This is a genomic window from Pantoea sp. X-Soil-TKNS-1211, assembly GCF_059730495.1.
Genome location: NZ_AP035953.1, coordinates 1,040,431 through 1,062,800, shown reverse-complemented (window position 1 = coordinate 1,062,800; position 22,370 = coordinate 1,040,431). Strand labels below are relative to the sequence as shown.

General features: G+C 53.1%; 28 protein-coding genes. 21 read left to right on the top strand and 7 right to left on the bottom strand.

Annotated elements, in window-relative coordinates:
• The first annotated feature begins 144 nt into the window (after positions 1–144).
• The 17 genes from AC6I8W_RS04830 to AC6I8W_RS04750 all read left to right on the top strand — a co-directional run bounded on the left by AC6I8W_RS04830 (position 145) and on the right by AC6I8W_RS04750 (position 8,274).
• Positions 145–636: an HNH endonuclease signature motif containing protein gene (locus tag AC6I8W_RS04830; protein WP_497837201.1), complete on the top strand. Its 492-nt coding sequence runs from the start codon at positions 145–147 to the stop codon at positions 634–636.
• A gap of 10 nt (positions 637–646) precedes the next feature.
• Complete coding sequence (locus AC6I8W_RS04825) at positions 647–829, top strand: hypothetical protein (protein WP_497837200.1); 183 nt, start codon at positions 647–649, stop codon at positions 827–829.
• Positions 826–963 (top strand): hypothetical protein, encoded by a 138-nt coding sequence (locus tag AC6I8W_RS04820; protein ID WP_497837199.1) that lies wholly within the window; start codon positions 826–828, stop codon positions 961–963. Before AC6I8W_RS04825 ends, AC6I8W_RS04820 begins: the two co-directional genes overlap by 4 nt.
• Positions 960–1,139: a hypothetical protein gene (locus AC6I8W_RS04815; RefSeq protein ID WP_497837198.1), complete on the top strand. Its 180-nt coding sequence runs from the start codon at positions 960–962 to the stop codon at positions 1,137–1,139. Before AC6I8W_RS04820 ends, AC6I8W_RS04815 begins: the two co-directional genes overlap by 4 nt.
• Before the next feature lie 7 nt (positions 1,140–1,146).
• Entirely contained in the window at positions 1,147–1,791 is a 645-nt protein-coding gene (locus AC6I8W_RS04810) for an ERF family protein (protein ID WP_497837197.1), read from the top strand.
• Positions 1,791–2,174, top strand: a complete 384-nt coding sequence (locus AC6I8W_RS04805) for a single-stranded DNA-binding protein (protein WP_497837196.1) — start codon at positions 1,791–1,793, stop codon at positions 2,172–2,174. The genes AC6I8W_RS04810 and AC6I8W_RS04805 overlap by 1 nt, the downstream gene beginning before the upstream one ends.
• Positions 2,175–2,183: 9 nt before the next feature.
• Positions 2,184–2,753 (top strand): hypothetical protein, encoded by a 570-nt coding sequence (locus AC6I8W_RS04800; protein ID WP_497837195.1) that lies wholly within the window; start codon positions 2,184–2,186, stop codon positions 2,751–2,753.
• Between the two features lie 26 nt (positions 2,754–2,779).
• Entirely contained in the window at positions 2,780–3,097 is a 318-nt protein-coding gene (locus AC6I8W_RS04795) for a hypothetical protein (RefSeq protein ID WP_497837194.1), read from the top strand.
• A gap of 98 nt (positions 3,098–3,195) precedes the next feature.
• A complete protein-coding gene (locus AC6I8W_RS04790) occupies positions 3,196–3,681 on the top strand; it encodes a hypothetical protein (protein ID WP_497837193.1) in 486 nt (161 codons plus the stop codon).
• Positions 3,678–3,899 carry a hypothetical protein gene (locus tag AC6I8W_RS04785; RefSeq protein WP_497837192.1) on the top strand — a complete coding sequence of 74 codons (222 nt, stop codon included), beginning with the start codon at positions 3,678–3,680 and terminating at the stop codon, positions 3,897–3,899. Before AC6I8W_RS04790 ends, AC6I8W_RS04785 begins: the two co-directional genes overlap by 4 nt.
• Positions 3,900–3,970: 71 nt before the next feature.
• On the top strand, positions 3,971–5,179 hold the full coding sequence (locus AC6I8W_RS04780) for an RNA-guided endonuclease InsQ/TnpB family protein (RefSeq protein WP_497837191.1): 1,209 nt from the start codon (positions 3,971–3,973) through the stop codon (positions 5,177–5,179).
• A gap of 404 nt (positions 5,180–5,583) precedes the next feature.
• The gene (locus tag AC6I8W_RS04775) at positions 5,584–5,853 is read left to right on the top strand and encodes a DUF5405 family protein (RefSeq protein ID WP_497837190.1); all 270 of its coding nucleotides are present in this window, start codon (positions 5,584–5,586) and stop codon (positions 5,851–5,853) included.
• Between the two features lie 214 nt (positions 5,854–6,067).
• A complete protein-coding gene (locus AC6I8W_RS04770; RefSeq protein WP_497837189.1) occupies positions 6,068–6,247 on the top strand; it encodes a hypothetical protein in 180 nt (59 codons plus the stop codon).
• Positions 6,244–6,477 (top strand): hypothetical protein, encoded by a 234-nt coding sequence (locus AC6I8W_RS04765; RefSeq protein WP_497837188.1) that lies wholly within the window; start codon positions 6,244–6,246, stop codon positions 6,475–6,477. The genes AC6I8W_RS04770 and AC6I8W_RS04765 overlap by 4 nt, the downstream gene beginning before the upstream one ends.
• 44 nt (positions 6,478–6,521) lie before the next feature.
• Complete coding sequence (locus tag AC6I8W_RS04760; protein ID WP_497837187.1) at positions 6,522–6,902, top strand: hypothetical protein; 381 nt, start codon at positions 6,522–6,524, stop codon at positions 6,900–6,902.
• Between the two features lie 110 nt (positions 6,903–7,012).
• Positions 7,013–7,327 (top strand): hypothetical protein, encoded by a 315-nt coding sequence (locus AC6I8W_RS04755; RefSeq protein ID WP_497837186.1) that lies wholly within the window; start codon positions 7,013–7,015, stop codon positions 7,325–7,327.
• The gene (locus tag AC6I8W_RS04750; protein WP_497837185.1) at positions 7,231–8,274 is read left to right on the top strand and encodes a tyrosine-type recombinase/integrase; all 1,044 of its coding nucleotides are present in this window, start codon (positions 7,231–7,233) and stop codon (positions 8,272–8,274) included. Before AC6I8W_RS04755 ends, AC6I8W_RS04750 begins: the two co-directional genes overlap by 97 nt.
• Positions 8,275–8,346: 72 nt before the next feature.
• On the opposite strand, the gene queA is transcribed toward AC6I8W_RS04750, so the two are convergent.
• The gene (gene queA / locus AC6I8W_RS04745; protein ID WP_497837184.1) at positions 8,347–9,417 is read right to left on the bottom strand and encodes a tRNA preQ1(34) S-adenosylmethionine ribosyltransferase-isomerase QueA; all 1,071 of its coding nucleotides are present in this window, start codon (positions 9,415–9,417) and stop codon (positions 8,347–8,349) included.
• A 227-nt stretch (positions 9,418–9,644) separates the two neighbouring features.
• Here queA and AC6I8W_RS04740 point away from each other — a divergent pair, with 227 nt between their 5' ends.
• The 4 genes from AC6I8W_RS04740 (at position 9,645) to AC6I8W_RS04725 (ending at position 14,766) form a co-directional block, all read left to right on the top strand.
• The gene (locus AC6I8W_RS04740; protein WP_497837183.1) at positions 9,645–10,226 is read left to right on the top strand and encodes an acyl carrier protein phosphodiesterase; all 582 of its coding nucleotides are present in this window, start codon (positions 9,645–9,647) and stop codon (positions 10,224–10,226) included.
• Between the two features lie 164 nt (positions 10,227–10,390).
• Entirely contained in the window at positions 10,391–11,200 is an 810-nt protein-coding gene (locus AC6I8W_RS04735; RefSeq protein WP_497837182.1) for an inositol monophosphatase family protein, read from the top strand.
• 11 nt (positions 11,201–11,211) lie between these two features.
• Entirely contained in the window at positions 11,212–12,492 is a 1,281-nt protein-coding gene (locus AC6I8W_RS04730) for a histidine-type phosphatase (protein ID WP_497838103.1), read from the top strand.
• 321 nt (positions 12,493–12,813) lie between these two features.
• A complete protein-coding gene (locus AC6I8W_RS04725) occupies positions 12,814–14,766 on the top strand; it encodes an acyltransferase family protein (RefSeq protein ID WP_497837181.1) in 1,953 nt (650 codons plus the stop codon).
• Positions 14,767–14,869: 103 nt separating this feature from the next.
• Here the strand turns inward: AC6I8W_RS04725 and proY are convergent, their stop codons facing one another.
• The 6 genes from proY to phoB form a co-directional block, all read right to left on the bottom strand.
• The gene (gene proY / locus AC6I8W_RS04720) at positions 14,870–16,222 is read right to left on the bottom strand and encodes a proline-specific permease ProY (protein ID WP_497837180.1); all 1,353 of its coding nucleotides are present in this window, start codon (positions 16,220–16,222) and stop codon (positions 14,870–14,872) included.
• Between the two features lie 67 nt (positions 16,223–16,289).
• Positions 16,290–17,609, bottom strand: coding sequence for a branched-chain amino acid transport system II carrier protein (gene brnQ / locus AC6I8W_RS04715; RefSeq protein WP_480368822.1), 1,320 nt, complete (start codon positions 17,607–17,609; stop codon positions 16,290–16,292).
• 402 nt (positions 17,610–18,011) lie between these two features.
• Complete coding sequence (locus AC6I8W_RS04710) at positions 18,012–19,118, bottom strand: cobalamin-independent methionine synthase II family protein (RefSeq protein ID WP_497837179.1); 1,107 nt, start codon at positions 19,116–19,118, stop codon at positions 18,012–18,014.
• A 175-nt stretch (positions 19,119–19,293) separates the two neighbouring features.
• Positions 19,294–20,220 (bottom strand): PstS family phosphate ABC transporter substrate-binding protein, encoded by a 927-nt coding sequence (locus AC6I8W_RS04705; RefSeq protein ID WP_497837178.1) that lies wholly within the window; start codon positions 20,218–20,220, stop codon positions 19,294–19,296.
• A gap of 50 nt (positions 20,221–20,270) precedes the next feature.
• Positions 20,271–21,584, bottom strand: a complete 1,314-nt coding sequence (gene phoR, locus AC6I8W_RS04700) for a phosphate regulon sensor histidine kinase PhoR (RefSeq protein ID WP_497837177.1) — start codon at positions 21,582–21,584, stop codon at positions 20,271–20,273.
• Positions 21,585–21,598: 14 nt separating this feature from the next.
• Entirely contained in the window at positions 21,599–22,288 is a 690-nt protein-coding gene (gene phoB, locus AC6I8W_RS04695; protein WP_003852491.1) for a phosphate response regulator transcription factor PhoB, read from the bottom strand.
• Positions 22,289–22,370 lie beyond the last annotated feature (82 nt).

The following is a 22,370-nucleotide window of genomic DNA, read 5'->3' as shown; positions in this document are numbered from 1 at the left end:
CATCTGTGTACGGGTGGCTGACGGTGATATTCACCAACGCTTTAGAGATTGAAAATAAGCAGACAGTTTTATTCCCTGACGGGCACCGCAATGGTGCCCTCTTTTTTCCAACACCGACCAACAAAATTTAATCAGGAGTTACCCATGTACCCAACCCAAGCGGAGATTGGGCGGCTTTTCATGTATTCGGAAAGTGACGGAACTCTTACATGGAGAAGCCCGCGATTTAGCAGCCGTGCATTAATGCCGGCTGGTTCAGTTAAGCGGGATGGATACCGCTACATAACGATAAAACGGAAGTTATACGCAGCCCATCGGCTCATTTGGATTTTGTTAAACGGTTCGGAGCCTGACGGGCTAATTGATCACATCAATCGTATTAAAACTGACAACCGCATAGAGAACCTGCGGATTGCCACAAAAGAGCAGAACGCAGCAAATGCCGGCATGTATTCAACCAACACCTCTGGATTTAAAGGGGTGTACTTCTGCAAAAGGGACAAGAGATTTATTGCCTCCATAACATTTCACGGAAAGATAAAAAGAATTGGTGGTTTTGCCACTGCAGAAGAAGCCAATGAGGCATATCAAAAAGCCTCAATCACCCTGAACAAAGAGTTCTCACCATTTAATTAAGGATCCCACGATGTCATATGCAATCGCGGGCGATGCCATCGTGGCTCGCCCTAGCTTCAACACGCCCGTATATCACCAGTTCGCATTCAAATTAACCGGCGCAGACGTTATGCACTGGCAGCCAAAGAGCCGCTTACAGCAGCTGTGGGAGCGCCTGGTTGATGTCGTTTCACAGAAAGGACATCCCTTATGAGCCAGCAACAGGCGGAACACTACCGCAAGCAGCAGGAAGAGTTAGAACGCCAGCGCGAGATGCTGGAGAAGTCGAAGGACTTTGATTTTATCAATCTGATGCTGAGAAGCCTCGGCATGGGAGAGCGCAGATGAAGCAAATGACACCAGAGATTGAAATGCAGGTCAGCAAATTTGCCCGCCTGTCATACATCGCAAGTGCTCTGATGTACCGCAAGAAAGGTGATCGTGTTCGCATGATGGTCGAGCTGAATATGGCGAAGTGCGAAAAGCTGAAACAACAATTCTTTATCGGGGAATGCCCGTTCTGAGGTTCATATGGAAACAAGAAAGGTTTATCAGGCGATCAGCGCAGTAGCCAAGGAAATGGCTGAGAAAGGCATCAGCAAGGATCGCAAGAACGTACAACAGGGGTTTCAGTTTCGCGGTATCGACCAGGTTTATAACGCGCTGGCACCGGTACTGGCAAAGCACGGTCTGGTCATTCTGCCACGAATTACCGAGCGCACTGTTACCGAACGAACCACGCAGAAAGGCGGCGTTTTGTTTTATGTCGTGGTGAAAGCTGAGTTTGATTTTGTGGCGACGGAAGATGGAAGCATCCACACGGTTGTGACTTACGGTGAGGCAATGGACAGCGGCGACAAGGCAACCAACAAAGCCATGTCTATCGCCTACAAGTACGCGGCATTTCAGGCGTTCTGTATCCCGACGGAAGAGACCGCCACTGACCCTGATGCCGAGGTTCACAATGTCTCACCTCAGCAGAGGCCTCACGCCGACCAGCGAACACCTCAGCAGCTACTTACCGACTTCACTGCTTATGCCATGAAGGCAACAATCAGCGAGCTGGAAAACGCATGGAAGTCTGCGGATAAAACGCTGTCCGGAACTGAGCAGCACGACAAAGCCTTGTCTGTATATCTCGATCGCAAATCAGAGTTAGAAGGAGTGGCAGCCTGATGCCTATCAACGTAATAACCATCTCAGGGAATGTGGGTAAGGACGCAGTTCTTCGCGTCACGCCGAACGGCAAGCACATCACCACATTCTCACTGCCTGCCAAATCTGGCTTTGGTGAGAACGAAAAAACATCCTGGCTGCAATGCAAAATGTTTGGCGCGATGGCTGAGAAGCTATCACAGAGCATTGTAAAAGGCGCAAAGGTCACAGTAAGCGGCGCTTTCGTCCTGGAAGAGTGGGAAAGAAATGACGGCACAAAGGCGTCAATTCCAACCATCCTGGTCAGCGACATCGACCTGCCACCACGTACTAGCATCGGACAACAATCTCAACGGCAGCAACAATCCGGATTGCAAGAACATGATGAGATGATCCCGTTTTAAGGAGTAAAGATGACCATATCAGAGCAATGTATTGAAAGTTACGGAAGACTTAAAAACCTTAAGCTCACAGGAAAAGAGCTAGGCATACCATGGCAAACTGTTTATGTGCACTTAAGGAAATGCGGAATTCCAGTAACCGGAGACAAGGCGAGATATGGCTCGGTCACAGACAGGCTAGCGGTGATTGGTGAATCACTGTTTAAAGTCGCCGTTCCATTCGCGATAGACAACAATGAGATGGAATATCAGTCAACTGTGGACTTCACGGTGTTGGGGTACACCGTAGATGTTAAAACCTCGAAAATCCATAATGGAGGAAGAAATTCAAGAGGTAAGAAGTGCAGTGACCGTTGGGCTTTCTGTGTGAACAAGCAGAAGGACAAATCGGATTTTTTTGTCCTATACGCTTTATGCAACGACAACGCCGTCCAGCATGTCTTCCTGCTACCAAATGAAGTAGCAACAAGCTCATCCACTATTGCAATACCATCAACGTTGGCGAGCAAGTGGGCTGATTACAAGATTGGCGACAATGAGCTATCAGAATTTTTCACCTCACTTCCAGTCAAAGACTTCTGATTTAACCCACCACTAAGGCCGCTACCATGTTTCCATCACCGGACCTACCGGCGTATTACGCACGCCTGAAAGCATCTGAAAGCGAGATTAAGCGACGCAAACAGGAAGCACTGGAAGGTGTCATGGCGGCCTTAGCAGCACAGAAGGAAGGTCGTGACCACCCTCGCCTGCTGACCAAAGAGCGAAAGGAATCGCTCTACATTCTGGCAATTAAGAAGATTGAGCACAGAGAGATGTCACGCCGCCCAATGCTGCCTGTCATCTACGTCACGCGGCCAATGGAAGACTGGCGCGACTTTACCAACACCATTCGCGGCAGGTTCGGGGCGCAAATGCAGGAGTAATCATGGCCTGGTAAGAACGTCAGTGGTTAGTCATAGCAACAATAACCTCTCTGCTGATGTTCTGGTGGGGATTATCAATTTTGAGTATGGGGTGAGATATGGACTTACACGAAAGAATTGCTGAGCTACAACAGAAGCTGCATGCAGCAGAGGCGATATCAGAGAGCAGAGAAAATAGAATCATCGACCTGCAACAGAGGCTGGATGCAGTGGATGATGAGAATGTGGCACTGAAAGATATGGTTGCCTTATTGCTCGAAGATTATGAAACCCTAAGACAGAAACTGGACGCTGTGACGGCGGAGAATGCGGCCCTGAAAAAGGCGTGCAACATTGATGGTGGATATCAGGACTGCCCTAATTGTGATTATTCTCAGTATGTGGAATCGCCTGAAACCCCAGCCACTGATGATTACCTCAATTCGATGCATGCTGAAGGCGTGGAGATGTTCGCGACCAGCCAACGCACCAAAATAGGAAAACCACATCAGAATGACGCTGTACTGGCGTATTCGGCACGAGTTGCTAACGAGTTCGCCGCACGACTCCGTAACGGTGGGCATGTCGGGGAGGGAGGGGTATGAAGGATACCATCGAAAACATAGAGATTGTTACCTGTGGTCGGGGAATTGAGGTTCGTATTGGCGGGACGTCAATCAATGAAGGGATAAACCAATATGGGTGCAAAACCCGGCGTGAATTTCTGATTGGTGATGGATTTAAATCCAAAGACGAAGCGCGGGAGTTCACTATTAAATGGCTGGAGAGTCAATTGTCACGAATGAAGGAGCCAACCAAATGATGCCTGTTATTGTTCGTCTGGTAGAACCTGCATAATTTTAATTTTTCATGGGTAAAGGTATAATGACAAAAATGAAACGATTAAAAGCCTTCAAATTCCAATTACGACCAAACGGTCAGCAGGGGCGTGACATGCGGCGCTTTGCCGGGGCATGTCGTTTCGTTTTCAACAAATCACTGGCAGCCCAGAATGAAAATCATGAGGCCGGAGGTAAATACATTCCCTACAACCACATGGCCGCTTGGCTTGTGAAGTGGAAAAGCATTCCCGAAACACAGTGGTTGAAAGAAGCGCCAGCGCAGCCATTACAGCAGGCGTTAAAAGATCTTGAGCGCGCCTACAAAAACTTTTTTCAGCATCGGGCAGCATTCCCAAGATTTAAAAAGCGCGGGAAAAGTGATTCATTTCGTTATCCTCAGGGTGTAAAGCTAGAACAGGAAAATAACCGTATTTTTCTGCCCAAGCTTGGATGGATGCCATACCGCAATAGCCAGAAGGTCATTGGTTTGGTGAAAAATGTCACTATCAGCCAGTCATGCGGTAAGTGGTATGTCAGTATCCAGACAGAATATGAGGTAGCTGACCCAGTACATCTTTCAACGTCAATTGTTGGGCTCGATGCAGGCATCGCAAAGCTGGCCACTCTGTCAGATGGGACGATTTTCGAGCCTGTAAATAGCTTCAAATCCAATCAGAAGAAACTGGCCAGACTCCAGCGCGAAATGAGCCGTAAGGTCAAGTTCAGCAAGAACTGGAAGAAGGCCAAGCATAAAGTACAAAACCTACATTCCCATATTGCCAACATCCGCCGAGACTATCTTCATAAGGTCACAACGACAATAAGCAAAAACCACGCGGTCATTGTTATTGAAGACCTGAAGATTTCCAACATGTCGAAGTCAGCAGCGGGAACCATTGCTCAGCCTGGATGCAATGTCCGGGCAAAATCAGGGTTAAACCGTTCAATATTGGATCAGGGATGGTACGAACTGCGCCGTCAACTTGAATACAAGCAACTCTGGCGCGGGGGTCAGGTATTGGCTGTACCTCCGGCATATACCAGCCAGCGCTGTGCTTGCTGTGGTCATACAGCGAAAGAGAATCGCCAGACACAAAGTAAATTTGAATGCCACGAGTGCGGATACACGGAGAATGCCGATATCAACGGCGCACGTAATATTTTAGCGGCAGGACATGCCGTACTTGCCTGTGGAGGGATGGTGCATTCTGGCCACCCGATGAATCAGGAACCCACTGAAGTGATCCAGGCTACGGCCTGAACACGGTAGGAATCCCACCTTTATGGCTGGGAGGATGTCAACGAATCGCAGGCGCAGCATTATGCGCTGATGTCTGTAGAAACAATGCAACCACTCCCTTCCCCACCAACCGAGTAACCCTTCCAGCTCCTAAACTGGCATAAGACTTTTCCTCGATTTAACCACTGAAAATAGTGCCGGGATATACTCCTATAGCGGGAAATTCCCCGTTAAAAAAGGAGTGCAAAGAGTATGTTGTTTTCAATAAAGCCCCGCTGTCCGGGATGCAGTTCATTTAAGGTGCGTTCAGCCCCTGGAATAAAGAGATTTATCTGTTACGACTGCGGAAGAATTTTCGAAACAAGATAAAAAAGACAACCTCGCCACGGCGGGGTTTTTTATTACCCGAACCTGGAGAAATGACCATGCATATCGAACTCGGTGACAAATATGTGCTCACCGCTGACCAATATCAGTACATCGTTCAGGAAAAGAAAACCGTCAAGGATGGCAAGAACGCCGGTAGCGAATACCTTTCGCTGGTCGGCTATTTCCCGAAACTCAGCCAGGCGATTACAGCGCTGATTAACCTGGATGTGCAGCTCTCTGATGTTCAGTCGTTGCAGGCAATGGAGCAGCACATCAACCGCGTGGCATTGCAGTGTGAGCAGGCATTCATGGAGGCTGCATCATGAACCACGCAGACCCGATTGATGAAGCAGCAGAACGTGAGCAGCAGATGATTATCGTTGCTCTGGCTAACAGACAGAAACCGGCACCTCGGTCAGCAGTTTGCATGAATGGAGATTGCGGAGAGCCATCTCAAAGCGGGAGTAATTATTGCAGCCGGGAATGCTGTGAAGACCATGCGAAGGAGTTGCACGCGCTGAAGAATCGGAGGGTGGCGTAATGCTAAAAGTTCGCGACCCAGACTTTACCGAATATCTCAATGGTGTCGCATGGACGGAAGCAGGTCAGCCTGTAAAGCGCAAGGATGGCTGGTCCATTGAGCGTATTAAGTTTGCTGAACAGGTATGGAATGACTGTCGGCAGAAGACGAAGCCACGAAAAAAGGATTCAATTAAATGAGTGTATATACGTTAGTGGTGAAATTCCCCGATGGTAAAGAGCCAGCAATTGGCTTCACAACAGACATCCTCGGAGGAAAGGCGTCATCTATTTCTTTTTTCGATTATCGCGATGACCATTTCACGGAAGAGGATGTGGAGCTTATTACGGAGTTACTCGGCGAGCACGCTGAAAATAATGATGTGGATGTTAGCGAAATCATAAACAAGCTTCAGTTTCTCACCAAATAATCCCCCACCCCATTTAATTATCGCGCTCTGCGTGAGGAGTTGTTATGTCTGAAGAGACGGAATATTTCATCGTGTCCGTGAAATGGACAGAAAGGAAAAACCCATACATCACATTGTGGGGACCGAATGATAGCGGATATCGGGCACGGGTTGGGACATCAGGGCGATATGCCAAGTCAGAAGTCATGAAAGACCTTTCGTATTACAACAACAGCTATCACACGCTGGCCGTTCCATGCGCTCTCCTGGAGGGATTTGCTGTTGATGTTGCGCCGGGCTGGATTGATGGTGATGGCGGAATGTGGGTGCCAAATAAAAAGGCTGTGTGGGATGCCATTCTCGCTAACGCTATTCGCAAACCTACCAAACAGGCAAAGCCGAGATATCGTGGTGCGCCCCGAAGTAATGACCGGGATAGTGAATGACCATCCATAAAATCATCCTCACCCTCACATTCATCATCCTCGTTGCCATATGCGTTGTAACCATATGGCGACATAACCGCTGATATCTCAATTTTATAACAGGAGTAAGCATGCCTGACGCTGAAGCCTTCATGAAAGTGAGGGAGTACGCCGCACTTATCCGGGTGTCGGCGTCAACTATTTATCGGGACCCTGCAAAATACCACATGTTCAAAGTTGGCTGCGGCTGGCGCGCGAACATCGACAGTATGAAAAAATTTGAACAGCAGTCAGCAAGAGATAACAATGTTCTCCGGCTGGCTGTTGTAGGCGGTAAGGAGAGGAAAGTATGCCGATCTACAAAAGGGGTAAAACGTACTGGATCGATATCTCAGCGCCAGACGGAGAAAGAATTAGGCGATCTGCTGGCACCGAGGAAAAAGTAAAGGCCCAGCAACTGCATGACAAGCTGAAGCATGAAATGTGGTCTGTCAGCAATCTGGACAAGAAGCCTGAGCGAACGTTCGAAGACCTAATGGTTGCCGCGCTGCGCGATGCGGAGGGGCAATCAGGATTTGAGAACAAGCAGATTTACGCCCGTTACTTTCTGCACTTCTTTGGGGGAAGGGTTGTGTCATCAATAACGGGCGAGGAAATACTGAATTCACTGCCGACGCATAATGCCACAACCAGGAAACCGCTGGCGAACGCCACGAAAAATCGTTATCGCTCGTTTGTCATGAGGGCATTCTCTCTGGCGCAGAAATCAGGGTGGCTGGACAGGAAAGTTTTTGTGCCGTCACTGCGCGAGCCAAAGGTGCGTGTCCGGTGGATAGAAAAGCATCAGGCGAGAATACTGATTGATAATCTGTCGGGGGAATGGATGAAGGCAGTGTGCTCATTTGCACTTCTGACCGGCGCAAGGAAGGGGGAAATATTTTCTCTGAAGTGGGTAAACGTCGACCTGAGAAGGAAGGTTGCTGTGATTGCAGCAGAGGACGCTAAATCAGGGCGCGCACGTCCCGTTCCGCTCAATGACGTTGCCGTGGACATTCTTAATAATCTGCCGCGTGACAGTGCCTATGTCTTCGCTCATCACGGGAAGAAGATGAACGAAATAAACAGGGATGATTTCAGGAAGGCATTATCACTTTCAGGCATCAGTGATTTCCGCTTCCACGACTTCCGCCATACCTGGGCAAGCTGGCATGTGCAGAACGGAACACCACTGATGGTACTGAAAGAACTTGGTGGATGGGAGAAGCTGGAAATGGTCAATAAATATGCTCACCTGAGTGGCGAACATTTGAGCAGATTTAGCGGTGTTGTCACATTTCTGGCACAGGACGACGAATATGAAAAAAGAGCAGCGAAAATATCACTCGTAAGTTAATGTTTTAACTGCTGAATATCACGCGCCATCCTGTGACGACTGACTCTGAGCATCAGAGAAACAGTCTGACGGTTAAGACCCAACGTTTTCGTCAGGTGCATTCACATTACGGGTAATGAACATGGCATCCCCGTAGCTAAAGAAACGGTACTGCTCAGCCACCGCCGCCTGATAAGCCGCCATGGTGTGCTGATAACCGGCAAACGCCGACACCAGCATAATCAGGGTGGATTCCGGCAGGTGGAAATTGGTGATCAACGCATCGATCACCTGATACTGATAGCCGGGATAGATAAAAATCTGAGTATCATCGAAGAAAGGCGCAATCAGCGCATCTTTGCTTGCCTGCGCGGCGCTCTCCAGCGAGCGAACCGAGGTGGTGCCTACCGCTACCACTTTATTGCCGCGTGCTTTACAGGCCAGCACCGCATCCACTACTTCTTGTGGCACTTCGGCATATTCGGAGTGCATGGTGTGATCTTCTATGGTCTCGACGCGCACCGGCTGGAAGGTCCCGGCACCGACGTGCAGCGTGACAAACGCCATCTCCACGCCCTTCTCCTTCAGCGCCTGCAACAGTGGGTCGTCAAAGTGCAAACCGGCGGTCGGCGCGGCAACCGCACCCGGGCGTGCACTGTACACCGTCTGGTACAACTCACGGTCCGCTTCTTCATCCGGGCGATCGATGTACGGCGGCAACGGCATATGGCCGACGCTGTTGAGGATATCCAGCACCGCACGGTCATCTTCGAACGCAATTTCAAACAACGTATCGTGACGCGCCACCATAGTCGCTTTGACGCTTTCGTCATCGCCCAACAGTAACTCTGCTCCCGGCTTCGGTGCTTTTGACGCACGCACATGCGCCAGCACCCGTTTGTCGTCCAGCATGCGCTCCACCAGCATCTCGATTTTACCGCCGCTGGCTTTACGGCCATAAACGCGCGCCGGGATCACGCGGGTGTTATTGAATACCAGCAGATCGCCCGGATGGAGCTTCTCCAGCACATCGGTAAACACGCCGTGACTCAGCGCACCGCTTGGGCCATCCAGCGATAACAGACGGCAACCGCTGCGCTGCGCCTGGGGGTAATGGGCGATCAAAGATTCTGGCAATTCAAAGGAAAAATCCGCTACACGCATGCTCAACTTCTTCAGGACTAAAAACAGGCGGCATAGTTTAGCGGAAAAGCGACCAATTCTGAACAACTGGCTGTGCTTCATTGATTCTGTCTATACACAAAATCATTCAAGTTGCAGGAAGGCGGCAAGTGCGTAAATCCCCAGGAGCTTACACCAGTAAGTGACTGGGGTGAGCGCGCGTAGCCAACGCACCTGTAACTTGAAGGATGACGTGTATATAATGCGGTATGAACTTTCTCGCTCACCTCCATCTGGCCCAGTTAGCTGACAGCTCATTGCTCGGCAACTTAATGGCCGACTTTGTGCGCGGTAATCCGCATCAACAATGGCCAACCCCGATTGCCGACGGCATTTTGCTGCATCGGCGTCTCGATAGCCTGACCGATAGCCTGCCTGAAGTGCGCGAGGCGCGTCAGTGGTTTCGTGCAGAAACCCGGCGCGTGGCACCGATCACCCTGGATGTGATTTGGGATCATTTCCTGGCACGTCACTGGGATCAGTTCCATCCCTCGCAATCGCTGGCGGCCTTCTCTGCTGCGGCAGAACGGGAAATTATGCCGCAATTACAGGGTACACCGGACGGTTTTATCGAGCTGAACGCGGTGATGTGGCGCGAGCGCTGGCTGGAACATTACGCTGAACCGGCCCGTCTGGCGCGAGTATTGAGTGGCATGGCGCAGCGCCGTCCACGTCTCGCCGCATTGCGCGATTCATATCAGGATTTCGTCGAGAATTATGCCGGACTGGAGCAACAATTCTTCCAGCTTTATCCGCGACTGATGGAACTGGCGCGTACGCAGCAGCTGTAACACATTCAGAATCCTCTCCCCTCTTGCCAGCCGCAAACATCTGCGGCTTAATGAAGCCTTTCTTATCTTTCGTTACCTGGATCACACAGCCATTTCGCCTGTCACACTACCCAATCCCCGAAGGGGGCGAGTCGTTCGAAGGGTATAAATCATAAGAGGGAAAGATGTCATCAGCATCACTTACTGAACTTGACGCGCGTTACCATTTTGCCCGTGATGTCGCCACCGCCGCTGCCAGCCGCGCCTTCTCCTGGTATCAGCAACGCCATCAACTGGTAGTCGAGCATAAGAAGGATCTCCAGGATGTGGTCAGCGAAGCCGATCGTAATGTGGAACAACTGATTAAGTACATGATTACCGAACGCTTTCCCGAAGATGCAGTGCTGGGTGAAGAGAGCGGCGGCGACACCCAGGGTGCGCGTTTTGTCTGGGTAGTGGATCCGATTGATGGCACCAGCAGTTTCGTCAATGGCCTGCATAACTGGTGCGTATCACTGGCTATCGTGTGTGAAGATGAGGCGGTGATTGGCGTGGTGAGCGATCCCAATCATCACGAGCAGTTCCATGCCTGCCGTGGCAAGGGGGCCTGGGTTAACGATAAGCGCATTCAGGCCCATAGCGCCCAGCAGCTCAATCAGGGCGTACTGGGCATCAGCAGTTCCAACAGCCAGCCCGCTGAACCCCTCACCTCCTTTATTTCGGCGCTGCTACAACAGGGCGGTATGTTTATACGCACCGGGTCGGGTGCCTTGATGAGCGCCTGGGCGGCGGCCGGTCGGCTGATTGGCTATTACGAAGCGCACATGAACCCGTGGGACGGCCTGCCCGGTATCGTGCTGATGCGTGAAGCAGGCGGCGTCACCAATGATTATCTGCATAATGACGGGCTGAAACACGGCAATCCGGTGCTGCTCGCCAATGCGGTGCTCTATCCGCAGTTGAAAGCGATGCTGCCCTCCTCCTCTCTCCTGTAATTAAGGATGTGCTGATGTCGGTGCGATTTTCTCTGCCCGCCCGCCTGGTGCTGGCCAGCGCCTTATTGCTGCTGCTCGGTAATAGCCAGGCTGCGGATCGCTATCAACTGGAAAAAGTGGTCGAAATCAGCCGCCACGGCGTGCGACCACCGACGCCCGGCAACCGTAAAGAGATCGAAGCCGCCACGCAGCGCGCCTGGACGCAGTGGACCACCCACGACGGCGAACTGACCGGCCACGGCTATGCCGCGGTGGTGAACAAAGGCCGTTGGGAGGGTGAGCATTATCGTCAACTGGGTCTGCTCACCCGTGGGTGCCCGACTGCCACGGATATCTATGTGCGCGCCAGCCCGTTGCAACGCACGCGCGCCACCGCTGAAGCGCTGGTTGATGGTGCCTTTCCTGGCTGTGGTGTGGCGATTCATCATGTGGATGGCGATATCGATCCGTTGTTCCAGAGCGAAAAGGAGCCATTTGCCCAGCTTGACCCGACCAAAGAACAGGCCGCTATCATCGCCAAAGCTGGTGATTTAGCCGCGCTACAACAGCAACTCCAACCCGCCATACAACAACTCAGACAGGCGGTCTGCGCGCCCGGCAGTGACTGCACCGCGTTTACCCAAGCGTGGCAATTAAAAGAAACGAAAACAGGCCACACCTGGGTACAGGGGCTGAGCGTGTTGGCCAGCATGGTCGAAACGCTGCGTCTCGGCTGGAGCGAAAACCTGCCGCTTAGCCAGCTGGCATGGGGCAACATCACCTCTTCCGCACAGATCACCGCCTTGCTGCCGATTCTGACCGCCAGCTATGACCTCAGCAACGATGTCCCTTACATGGCACAGCGCCGCGGCTCGATCTTGCTGGACGCGGTGATAAAAGGCCTGGAACAAGGCGTCAACCGCGACGGCAATGCCTCCCCGGATACCCGCTGGCTGCTGTTGGTGGCGCACGATACCAATATCGCGCGGGTGCGCACCCTGATGAACTTCAACTGGCAATTGCCAGGCTATGCACGCGGTAACGTTCCCCCTGGCAGTAGCCTGGTGTTTGAACGTTGGCGCGATATATCGACGGGACAACGTTTTGTACGCATTTACTTCCAGGCGCAAAGCCTTGATGATTTGCGGCATTTAACGCCGGTGGACGATCGCCATCCGTTGCTGCGTCAGGAGTGGCATGAGAAAAACTGTAGAGTGACGGAAGTCGGTACCTTGTGCCCTTATCAATCCACCCTGAACACCTTCAGCCAGGCGTTGGATAAACAGGCAATAATCCCCGTCAATTATCCGTAGCGGCGCGATTTATCGCGCAATTCTGCGCGCGCGGCCAGAAAAATCCGCGCGTTAAATCGCGCCGCTACGAACGCGCACGTTCCTCTGGCTTATCTGACCCAAATACAATCATTAAGATTTCGTAAGCTATTCGTCAGTGTCCTCTGAGGATTTTCTATATTTCCCGTCAGGCATTCGGATTCTTTTAACCTCGGGTTAACCTGTCAGTGTCAATCATCCCTTGATTCATTATTTTTTTACCCTTGTTTTTCGGCGACAAGGAGTCGCCGATTTATTTTTTCGCCATTTGCGTCAGGTAATTAAAAATCAACGGGCGGTATTATGACCAATTCGGATAGTTTCCGTTATCGTGCGGATATTGATGGCTTGCGCGCTGTCGCTATTCTGTCGGTGGTGTTGTTCCATTCCGGCGTGAGCTTTCTGCCGGGTGGCTTTATCGGGGTTGATATCTTTTTTGTTATTTCCGGATTTTTAATCGGTGGCATTATTAGCCGTGAAATCACCGCAGGGCGTTTCTCCTTTTATCAATTCTATTTACGCCGTATTCGACGTATCGCGCCTGCGCTGTTTTTTATGATGGCCATTCTGCTGCTACTCGGCTATATCCTGCTGTCCCCCCTTGAGTTCAGCCAACTGGCAAAATACAGCGTCGCAGTATTCATCTCCGTACCCAATATGCTGCTGATGAAAAGCGGCGACTACTTCAGCAGCGATTCCGATTTAAATCCGTTGCTGATGACCTGGTCCCTCGGTATCGAAGAACAGTTCTACGTGGTGCTGCCCTTTATCTTGCTGCTGGCCGCCCGTTTTAAGCGTTCGATGGCTGGCGTGATTTTAGTCCTCAGCATCGCCTCACTGGTCGCCTGCCTGTGGTTGACCCCCAGGGACAGTACCCATGCTTTTTACCTGCTGCCGACCCGTGCCTGGGAATTGGGTGCCGGGGTACTGCTGGCGCTGTGGCAGCCGCAACCCAAAGTGGGACGCGGCGCTAACCTGTGCAATCTGCTGGGCTGGCTGCTGATTGTCGCCAGCGCCATGTTCATGACCCGAGAGGATGACTTTCCGGGCTGGCTGGCGATCCTGCCGGTGGCGGCAGGTTGTCTGATGATTGGTGCGCGTGGCCGCCTGAACCAGCTGCTGCTGGAAAACCGTGTGATGCGGTTTATCGGCACCGTCTCCTACTCCTGGTATCTGTGGCATTGGCCGCTGCTTAGTCTGGCGCGGATCTTTAGCGATCATCCCTTAACCGCGTGGCAGGGCCTGATGATCAGCGCCTTTGCCCTCCTGATTTCCTGGCTGTCATGGCGCTTTGTCGAGCAACCTTTCCGTCATCCGCAACGCGGCACTCGCCTGGTGATCCCGGTTTACTGCGCCTCGTCGCTGCTGGCTGCCGGTGCCATGGTGGTGGTGTGGCAGACCGGTGGGATGAAATACCGGGTCAGCGAGCTGGTGGTCAACGGCGAATCCTGGAAGATTTCGGCGCAACGCAATCCCTGCCTGCTGGATTACGGCGCGAATTTCCCGTCACTTGATGCGCAATGCCATCCGGTCACTGACCAACCCGGTATCGCCTTAATCGGCGACAGCCATGCTGCGGCGCTGCGCGCCACGGTGGCGGAATATGCCCTGCGTCAGCACAAACCGCTGTTCCAGTTGACCAAAGCGTCTTGCCCGTTCCTGATTGGTGTGACACGGGTGGTGAGCCAGGTGCCGACACATGCACAACAATGCGTCGATTTTAATCGCGAAGTACTGAAAATGGTGCTGAGTGACAAGATTGATGAAGTGGTGATCAGCGCTTACTGGGCCTCTGGCATGAGTATCCTGCCCAAGGCGGGCTTTCGCGAGCTGGCACACCCGGAAAAGGACAATCTGGAGGCGCTGAAAGTTGGCATGGATAATGTGATTGCTGAACTGCGCAAAGCGGGGAAAAAAGTCACCATTATTGAGGACGCCCCATCCTTGGATATCGATCCGTTGCGTTACAGCAACAATCGCAACATCCCGATTCGCCGCGAGTTGAGTGACTGGCTGGGCCGCTGGGATACGCCACCGTTACCGACAGCGCGCACCAAACTGTTCCAGTACCCGGAAGCCGCAGTGGATGAACTGTTGCAGAGTTATCAGACGTCAGACGTACGGGTGCTGTCTTTGCGTGACAAGCTTTGTAATGACAATGGTTGCATGTTTGCCAACGGTGGCTTGCCACTGTATTACGATAACAACCACCTTAGCCCTTATGGTGGCGAGATGGCGTTAGGTAAGAACTGGTGATTATTCGCAAGTTATTGTAGCGGCGCAATTTATCGCGCAATGCCGTCAGGGGACAAAAAAACAACAGCGCGATAAATCGCGCCGCTACAAACATTTGCGATCGTTACTTGTTACGCTTCACCAGCGGCCAGGCCAGCAGCAACAACACAATCCATGCAAATCCGACGTACAGCGACACGCGCGTATCCGGGAAGTAGCCGATCAGCGCGATGATAAAGGCAAGGAACACGACCCCAACCCATGCCGTGGCGCTGCCACCCGGCAGAGCGAATTGCAGCTTGCCAGCTTCCTGCTTACCAATTTTGCGGCGGAAAGCGATCTGCGACAGCAAAATCATGATCCACACCCACACGGTGGCAAAGGTCGCCAGCGAGGCAATCACCAGGAAGACCTTCTCCGGCATCAGATAGTTGAGGTACACCGCAACCAGCATCGCCACCATCATCACCAGCACCGTGACCCACGGAATACCGCGCTCCGACACCTTCATAAACATCTTCGGTGCATGCCCCTGCTGTGCCATCCCGTGCAGCATACGCCCCACGCCAAACACGTCGCTGTTGATCGCCGACAAGGAGGCCGTCAGCACGACAAAGTTCAGGATGGAAGCCGCTGCGGCAATGCCGAGATGCTGGAAAGTCAGGACAAAGGGGCTGCCTGAGGTGCCGACCTGATTCCACGGATAGATCGACATAATCACAAACAACGTACCGACGTAGAACACCAGGATACGCCACGGCACGGAATTAATCGCACGCGGGATGGATTTGCTCGGGTCTTTGGCTTCCCCGGCGGTGATACCGATAATCTCGATCCCGCCGTAAGCAAACATCACCATCTGTAAGGAGAGCAACATGCCGACCACACCATGAGCAAAGAAGCCGCCATTGGTCCACAGGTTATGGATACCCGTTGGCTGCCCACCATTGCCGATGCCCCAGAAAATCATACCGAAACCGGCGATGATCATGATGATGATGGTGGCGACTTTAAAGAAGGAGAACCAGAATTCCACCTCACCAAACACCTTCACACTCATCAGATTGATAGCACCGATAATCAACACCACGCTCAGCACCCAAATCCAGTGCGGCACCTCGGGGAACCATACCCCCATGTAGATACCAAACGCGGTCACATCGGCGATGGCGACAATCAGAATTTCGAAGCAGTAGGTCCAGCCGGTGATATAACCCGCCAGCGGGCCAAGATAATCCTGCGCATAACGGGAGAAGGAGCTGGCCTGCGGATTATTTACCGACATTTCCCCCAGCGCGCGCATGATGATATACGCCACCGCCCCGCCAATGATATACGCCAGCAGCACACTGGGACCGGCCATCTTGATGGCATCCGCCGAGCCATAAAACAACCCGGTGCCAATCGCCGAACCCAGTGCCATAAAACGAATGTGGCGCGTGCTCAGTCCACGTTTGAGCTTATTGGTTTCTTGCATAACAACAGTACCTTGCAAATGAAAAAACCACGGGCAGGCCCGTGGTCGAAATTAACAGCAATGTCGCTTATTGGTGAACGGCGACTTGTTCGCGTCCTTTCACGCGATCCACCACTGCGGCAATCAGCAGCATCACCAGTGACGGCGGTAACCAGGAGAGTCCCTGATCGGCCAGCGGCAGGTGCTGACTGAACAACGGCAGCGCGTCTTTAAAGTTGGTCGTTTTGATCGCGTCGACAATACCGAACAGCAGGCTCACCAGCATCGCCGGAGCGATAATACGGCTGCTCTTGTTCCACCAATTCAGGGTGAAACTCAGCACCACCAGCACGATGCAAGGCGGATAAATCGCCGTCAGCACCGGAATGGAAATCTGAATCAGATGGCTCAGGCCAAGATTCGACACCACCATTGAGAACAGGCCGAGGATAAAGACCAGCGCTTTATACGACAACGGCAGGTATTGCGCAAAAAATTCTGCACAGGCGCAGGTCAGTCCGACAGCCGTCACCATACAGGCCACGAAAATCAGCGCCGCAAGGAAGAAGCTGCCCATACCACCGAAAGTCTGCTGCACATAAGCATGCAGAATCGCCGCACCGTTGGCGTTCTGATCAACAATCGCGCCGCTGTCTGAACCCAGTTTGAACAGGCACAGATACACCAGCGTCAGGCCGACACCGGCAATGATACCGGCCAGCATGGTGTAGCGGGTCAACAGGCCGGAATCTTCCACGCCGCGCGAACGCGCCGCGTTAACAATAACGATACCGAACACCAGCGCGCCCAGCGTATCCATGGTGAGATAGCCGTTAACAAAACCGCTGGAGAAGGCTGCGCGCTGATAATCCGCCGTCGCCGGGGAAAGACCGCCAGCCGGCCACAGCAGTGCGGCAACGCCCAGTACCGTCAGAGCAACAATTTTCAGCGGGGCGAGGAAGTGACCCACAGTATCCAGCAGTTTGCCCGGATAGAGGGAAATCACGATCACCAGCGAGAAGTAGATCAGGCTGTAGATAAACAGCGGCAGCGCGCCATCACCGGTCAGCGGGGCGATCCCCACTTCAAATGATACCGTCGCGGTACGTGGCGTAGCAAACAACGGGCCAACGGCCAGATAGCAAACGGTCGCCAGTAGTAAACCGGCAGCTTTACCAATCGGCGAGCTGAGGGCATCGATACCGCCGCCAACACGCGCCAGCGCGATAACGGTCATCACCGGCAGACCCACGGCAGTGATCAGGAAGCCAATAGCGGCGACCCAGACGTGCTCGCCGGACTGAATACCTACCATCGGCGGGAAAATAATGTTTCCTGCGCCAACAAACAGGGCAAACGTCATAAAGCCCAGCGCGAGGATATCCTTCGGGGTTAAACGATATGTCATAAACTTCTGTACTGCCTGTAGCTGATGTTGCGGTGAAAGTTGAGTTTGTGTTGCTCCCTGACCGCGCCAAAACAACGACTTATCCGTCAACGCCAGTGCGTTATGCTCGTCGTAGGGTTAAAGCGCAGGTGATTTAAACTGCTTTTCTTCTGTTCACAGAGGGAAGAATCGACAACGGCGCGTAGTAAAACGTTTATAGCGGAGAAAGGCAATACGGGATCGGAAAACCAGAATGATATAGCGCTAAACAGATAAAAAGCAGTGAATCAATATAGATAAGGTCGAAATCACATCAGATGATTTGTTTAAACTTTCCACAGGACAGGAGATATCCGCGCATAACCTTGCTTTCAGATGCACAAAAGGCGCGATTTACGCGCCTGTTTGCACAACTTTACAGCATCACCACACCTGATTTGCGATGTCGACCACCAGGCGGATTTTCTGCCACTGCTGATCTTCGCTCAGGCTATTGCCCTCTTCGGTGGAAGCAAAGCCGCATTGCGGGCTGAGGCAAATCTGATCGAGGCTGACGAACTGCGCCGCTTCCTTTAAGCGCGCTTTTACCTGGGCCGGATCTTCCAGCTCACCGGTTTTGGTGGTGACCAGGCCCAGTACCACCCGCTGATGGCCCGGCTTGATAAAGCGCAACGGCTCAAAACCACCGGAACGCTCGTTGTCATATTCGAGGAAGAAGGCATCGATATTCACGCCACCAAACAGCACCTCAGCCACCGGCTCATAGCCGCCTTCGGAGATCCAGGTGGAGCGGAAGTTGCCACGACACACATGCAGACCGACGGTCAGATCCGCCGGTTTACCTTCCAGCGCGGTATTCAACACCTGAGCGTAAATACGCGCCAGTTCCTGGGGATCTTCCCCACGCTCGCGGATCTGCTGCTGCTGATCGGTGGAACACAGATAGGCCCAGACGGTATCGTCCAGTTGCAGATAGCGGCAGCCTGCCGCGTAAAACGCCTGGATGGCATCTTTGTAAGTCTGCGCCAGATCAGCGAAGTACGCTTTCAGATCCGGGTAAACGGTGGCATCGATCATTTTACGACCACCACGGAAATGCAGCACGCTCGGGCTGGGAATGGTCATCTTCGGCACCGCATCACCGGCAATGCTTTGCAGGAAGCGGAAATGTTCCAGCATCGGGTGGTTCGGATTGAACGCCACTTTGCCGGTCACTTTCACGCCACGCGCCTTGGTCTGCACGCCGTTGAATTGAATGCCCTGCTCCGCTTCGTAGCGCTCGACGCCGATCAGGTCATCAAAGAAGTCGAAGTGCCACCAGGCGCGACGGAATTCACCATCGGTGACCACTTTCAGACCGTTGGCACGCTGCTGTTCCACCACATGACGGATGGCCTCATCTTCGACCTGACGCAGCGCGGCGGCATCAATTTCACCCTTCGCAAACTGCTCGCGCGCTTGCTTAATAGCAGCGGGACGCAGAAAACTGCCGACGGTATCGGCACGGAACGGGGCGGTTACTCGTTGCATGATCACTCCTGGCTAAAGCCGTAAACGCATAGTTGCGTCAGGTAATAATTTCACCTGGTTATTTTTAGCCATCTGGATGGCTATATGGCTAAGAAGAGTGACATGCTGAGCGGATTTGGGCAAACGAAGAAAATTCAGGTGACATGAAGAAAATTCATGTTGCGATGCACGTTCTTCAATTTTCCTCAATGGCGGCGCGCGCCTGCGCCATCTGGCTGTCAGACAGCGGCAGATATCCCGCCTCACTGACCCGACGCTGCCCCTGGGGCGATAACACCTGATGCAGAAATGCCGAAACCAACGGCGGCAACGGTTTGCCGGGCGCTTTGTTGATATAGAGATAAAGTGGACGCGACCACGGATAGCGACCGCTACGAATAGATTCCGCATCCGGCATGATGCTTTCGCCACTGTTGGTGACCACCGGCAACGTCTTCACCCCACTGAGATGAAAGCCGAAACTGGCGTAACCAATGCTGTTGGGCGTGGCCGCCACCGCCTGCACCACCGCAGCCGAACCGGGAAATTCCGCCACATCAGCGCGGAAATCGCCCTTGCACAACACCTGCTGCTTGAAGAACCCCCAGGTGCCGGATGCGGAGTTACGTCCGTAACGCTGGATGCTGCGCGTGGCCCACTGCGGATCGGTCAAGCCGACATCACCCCAGCGCTGTGGCGCCTGATGTGCACCGCACAGACGCGTCACCGAAAACAGCGCGTCGAGTTGCTGCGGCGCAATCTGCGTCAGCGGATTGTCCTGATTGACTACCACCACCAACGCGTCCATCGCGACCGGCACCGCCAGCGGGGGATAGCCATAACGAGCAATGAACAACTGGCGCTCATCCACCTGCATCGGGCGGCTCATCGGTCCAAGTTGGGCCGCGCCCGCTGCCAGCGCGGTGGGAGCGGTTGACGAACCCGCCGCTTGCACCTGCACGTTCACGCCCGGTGACTGGCGGCTGAAATCCTCACCCCACAACGTCATCAGGTAGCCAAGGGTATCGGAACCGACACTGCTCAGATTGCCCGCCAGCATGGTTTGTTGCCCCTGCGCCAACACTGAGAACGACAGCAAAATGAACAGCAGCAACGATTTCATGCAGGGATTCCATGTAGCGGCGCGATTTATCGCGCAGTTTTTTGAGCAATTTATTGCGCCACATTCTCCCGTATCTGGCTGGCGACAATCAACCGTGGCGGCAGGATAAAGCTGAAGCAGGTCTCCTGATGCGGCACGCTGGTGATCTCCAGGCGCGCGTTGTGATGGCCAAGCGCATGCTTAACAATCGCCAGCCCGAGGCCACTGCCGCCAGTGGCGCGCGAACGCGCTTTATCCACCCGGTAGAAACGTTCCGTCAGGCGTGGCAGATGTTCAGGGCTAATCCCCGGCCCGTTATCGCATACCTTAAACTCGGCCCCCAGCTTATTACGCAGCCAGCTGATATCAATGCGCGTCCCTTCCGGCGTATGGTTGACCGCGTTATACACCAGGTTGGAGATGGCGCTGCGCAATTGTTCATCATTGCCCAGCACTTTGAGGTGCGGATCGGTGTGGAAATGGATCTCATGACGTCCCTGGCTGAGGGTTTCCGCTTCGCGCTGCAACAACAACAGCATGGTCGGCACGTCTACCGTTTCTTTCATGTCGAGGGCCGGTGCCGCTTCAATGCGCGACAGCGTCAGCAGTTGCTTCACCAGGCTGTCCATGCGGCGCGTTTGCTCCGTCATGGTCTGCAACGCTTTGCTGCGTGAACGTTCATTCATCACCGAATCGTTCATCATCTCCAGATAACCCTGCAACACCGTCAGCGGGGTCCGCAGCTCATGGCTGACGTTGGCGAAGAAGTTACGTCGTGCACCCTCCAGTTGATGCATTTGCGTCACATCACGCGCCACCATCAGCCACTGACCTTCGCTGTAGGGCATCACGCGAAACTCCATATGGTGTTGATTATTCAGCACCAGCGTCAGCGGCCTATTAAAGTCGCGCTGACGAATATAGCGGGAGAATTCAGGGTAGCGGAGCAGGTTAAGGATGTTCTGACCATTGTCTTCCGGCCAACGCAGACCGAGGTGCTGCTGCGCCAGACCGTTACACCAGAAAATGATGCCCTCTTCGGTGGTGAGCACCACCGCATCCGGCAGCGATTCCGCACCACTGCGAAAGCGTTTGATCAGGTTTCCCAATTCGCGACGACGACGACGATTACGCAGCTGCATTTGATACAGCCCATAGAACAGCGGTTCCCAGCTGGCACGTCCGCCGGGTGGTGTCATGGAACGGTCAACCCACAACCAGTGCGACAAGCGCATCAGGTTGCGGAAATGCCACAGCAGTAGGCCCAGCACGGTGATCAGCAGCAGCCAGGGGAGATAACCAAATACCAGACCGATAATCAGTGCCGGCAGACAGACCAGCACCAGTTCGGTCAATAATCTCTTCCAGGAGAGTCGTTCCAGCACGGTAAAGACTCCGTTCAGTAGCGGGCAGAGAAACGATACCCTGTTCCGCGTACGGTTTGTACCATGCGATCGTGGCCGGAGACCTCCAGCGCTTTACGTAAACGACGGATATGTACATCGACAGTACGATCCTCGACATACACATTGGTGCCCCAGACGTGGTTCAGCAGCTGTTCGCGGCTGTAAACGCGTTCCGGGTGGGTCATAAAGAAGTGCAGCAACTTGTATTCAGTCGGTCCCATTTCCAGCGGCGTGGTTTCGGACATCACGCGGTGTGAGGACGGGTCGAGGCTCAGCCCCTGCATCTCAATCACCTCTTCCACCGCCATCGGTGAAATACGGCGCATCACCGCTTTGATACGTGCCATCAACTCTTTCGGTGAGAAAGGTTTGGTGATGTAATCATCAGCGCCCACTTCCAGACCGCGCACACGATCTTCCTCTTCACCGCGCGCAGTCAGCATCATCACCGGAATATCACGCGTCATCGCTTCACGTTTCAGATGCTTAATAAACTGGATACCGCTGCCTCCGGGTAACATCCAGTCCAGCAAAATCAAATCAGGCCAGGGTTCGATCAGCTTCCCCACTGCGCTGTCATAATCTTCCGCCTCAATCGGCTGGTAATCGTTCTGTTCCAGCACGAAACATAACATTTCACGGATGGGAGCTTCGTCTTCCACAACCAAAATGCGCTTAGCCATTATTACTCCTGCTGATATGACGGCTGTCACTGGGATTTGCGGCGCCATTATGCGTCAGTTTTATGACACTTTTATGAAAAAC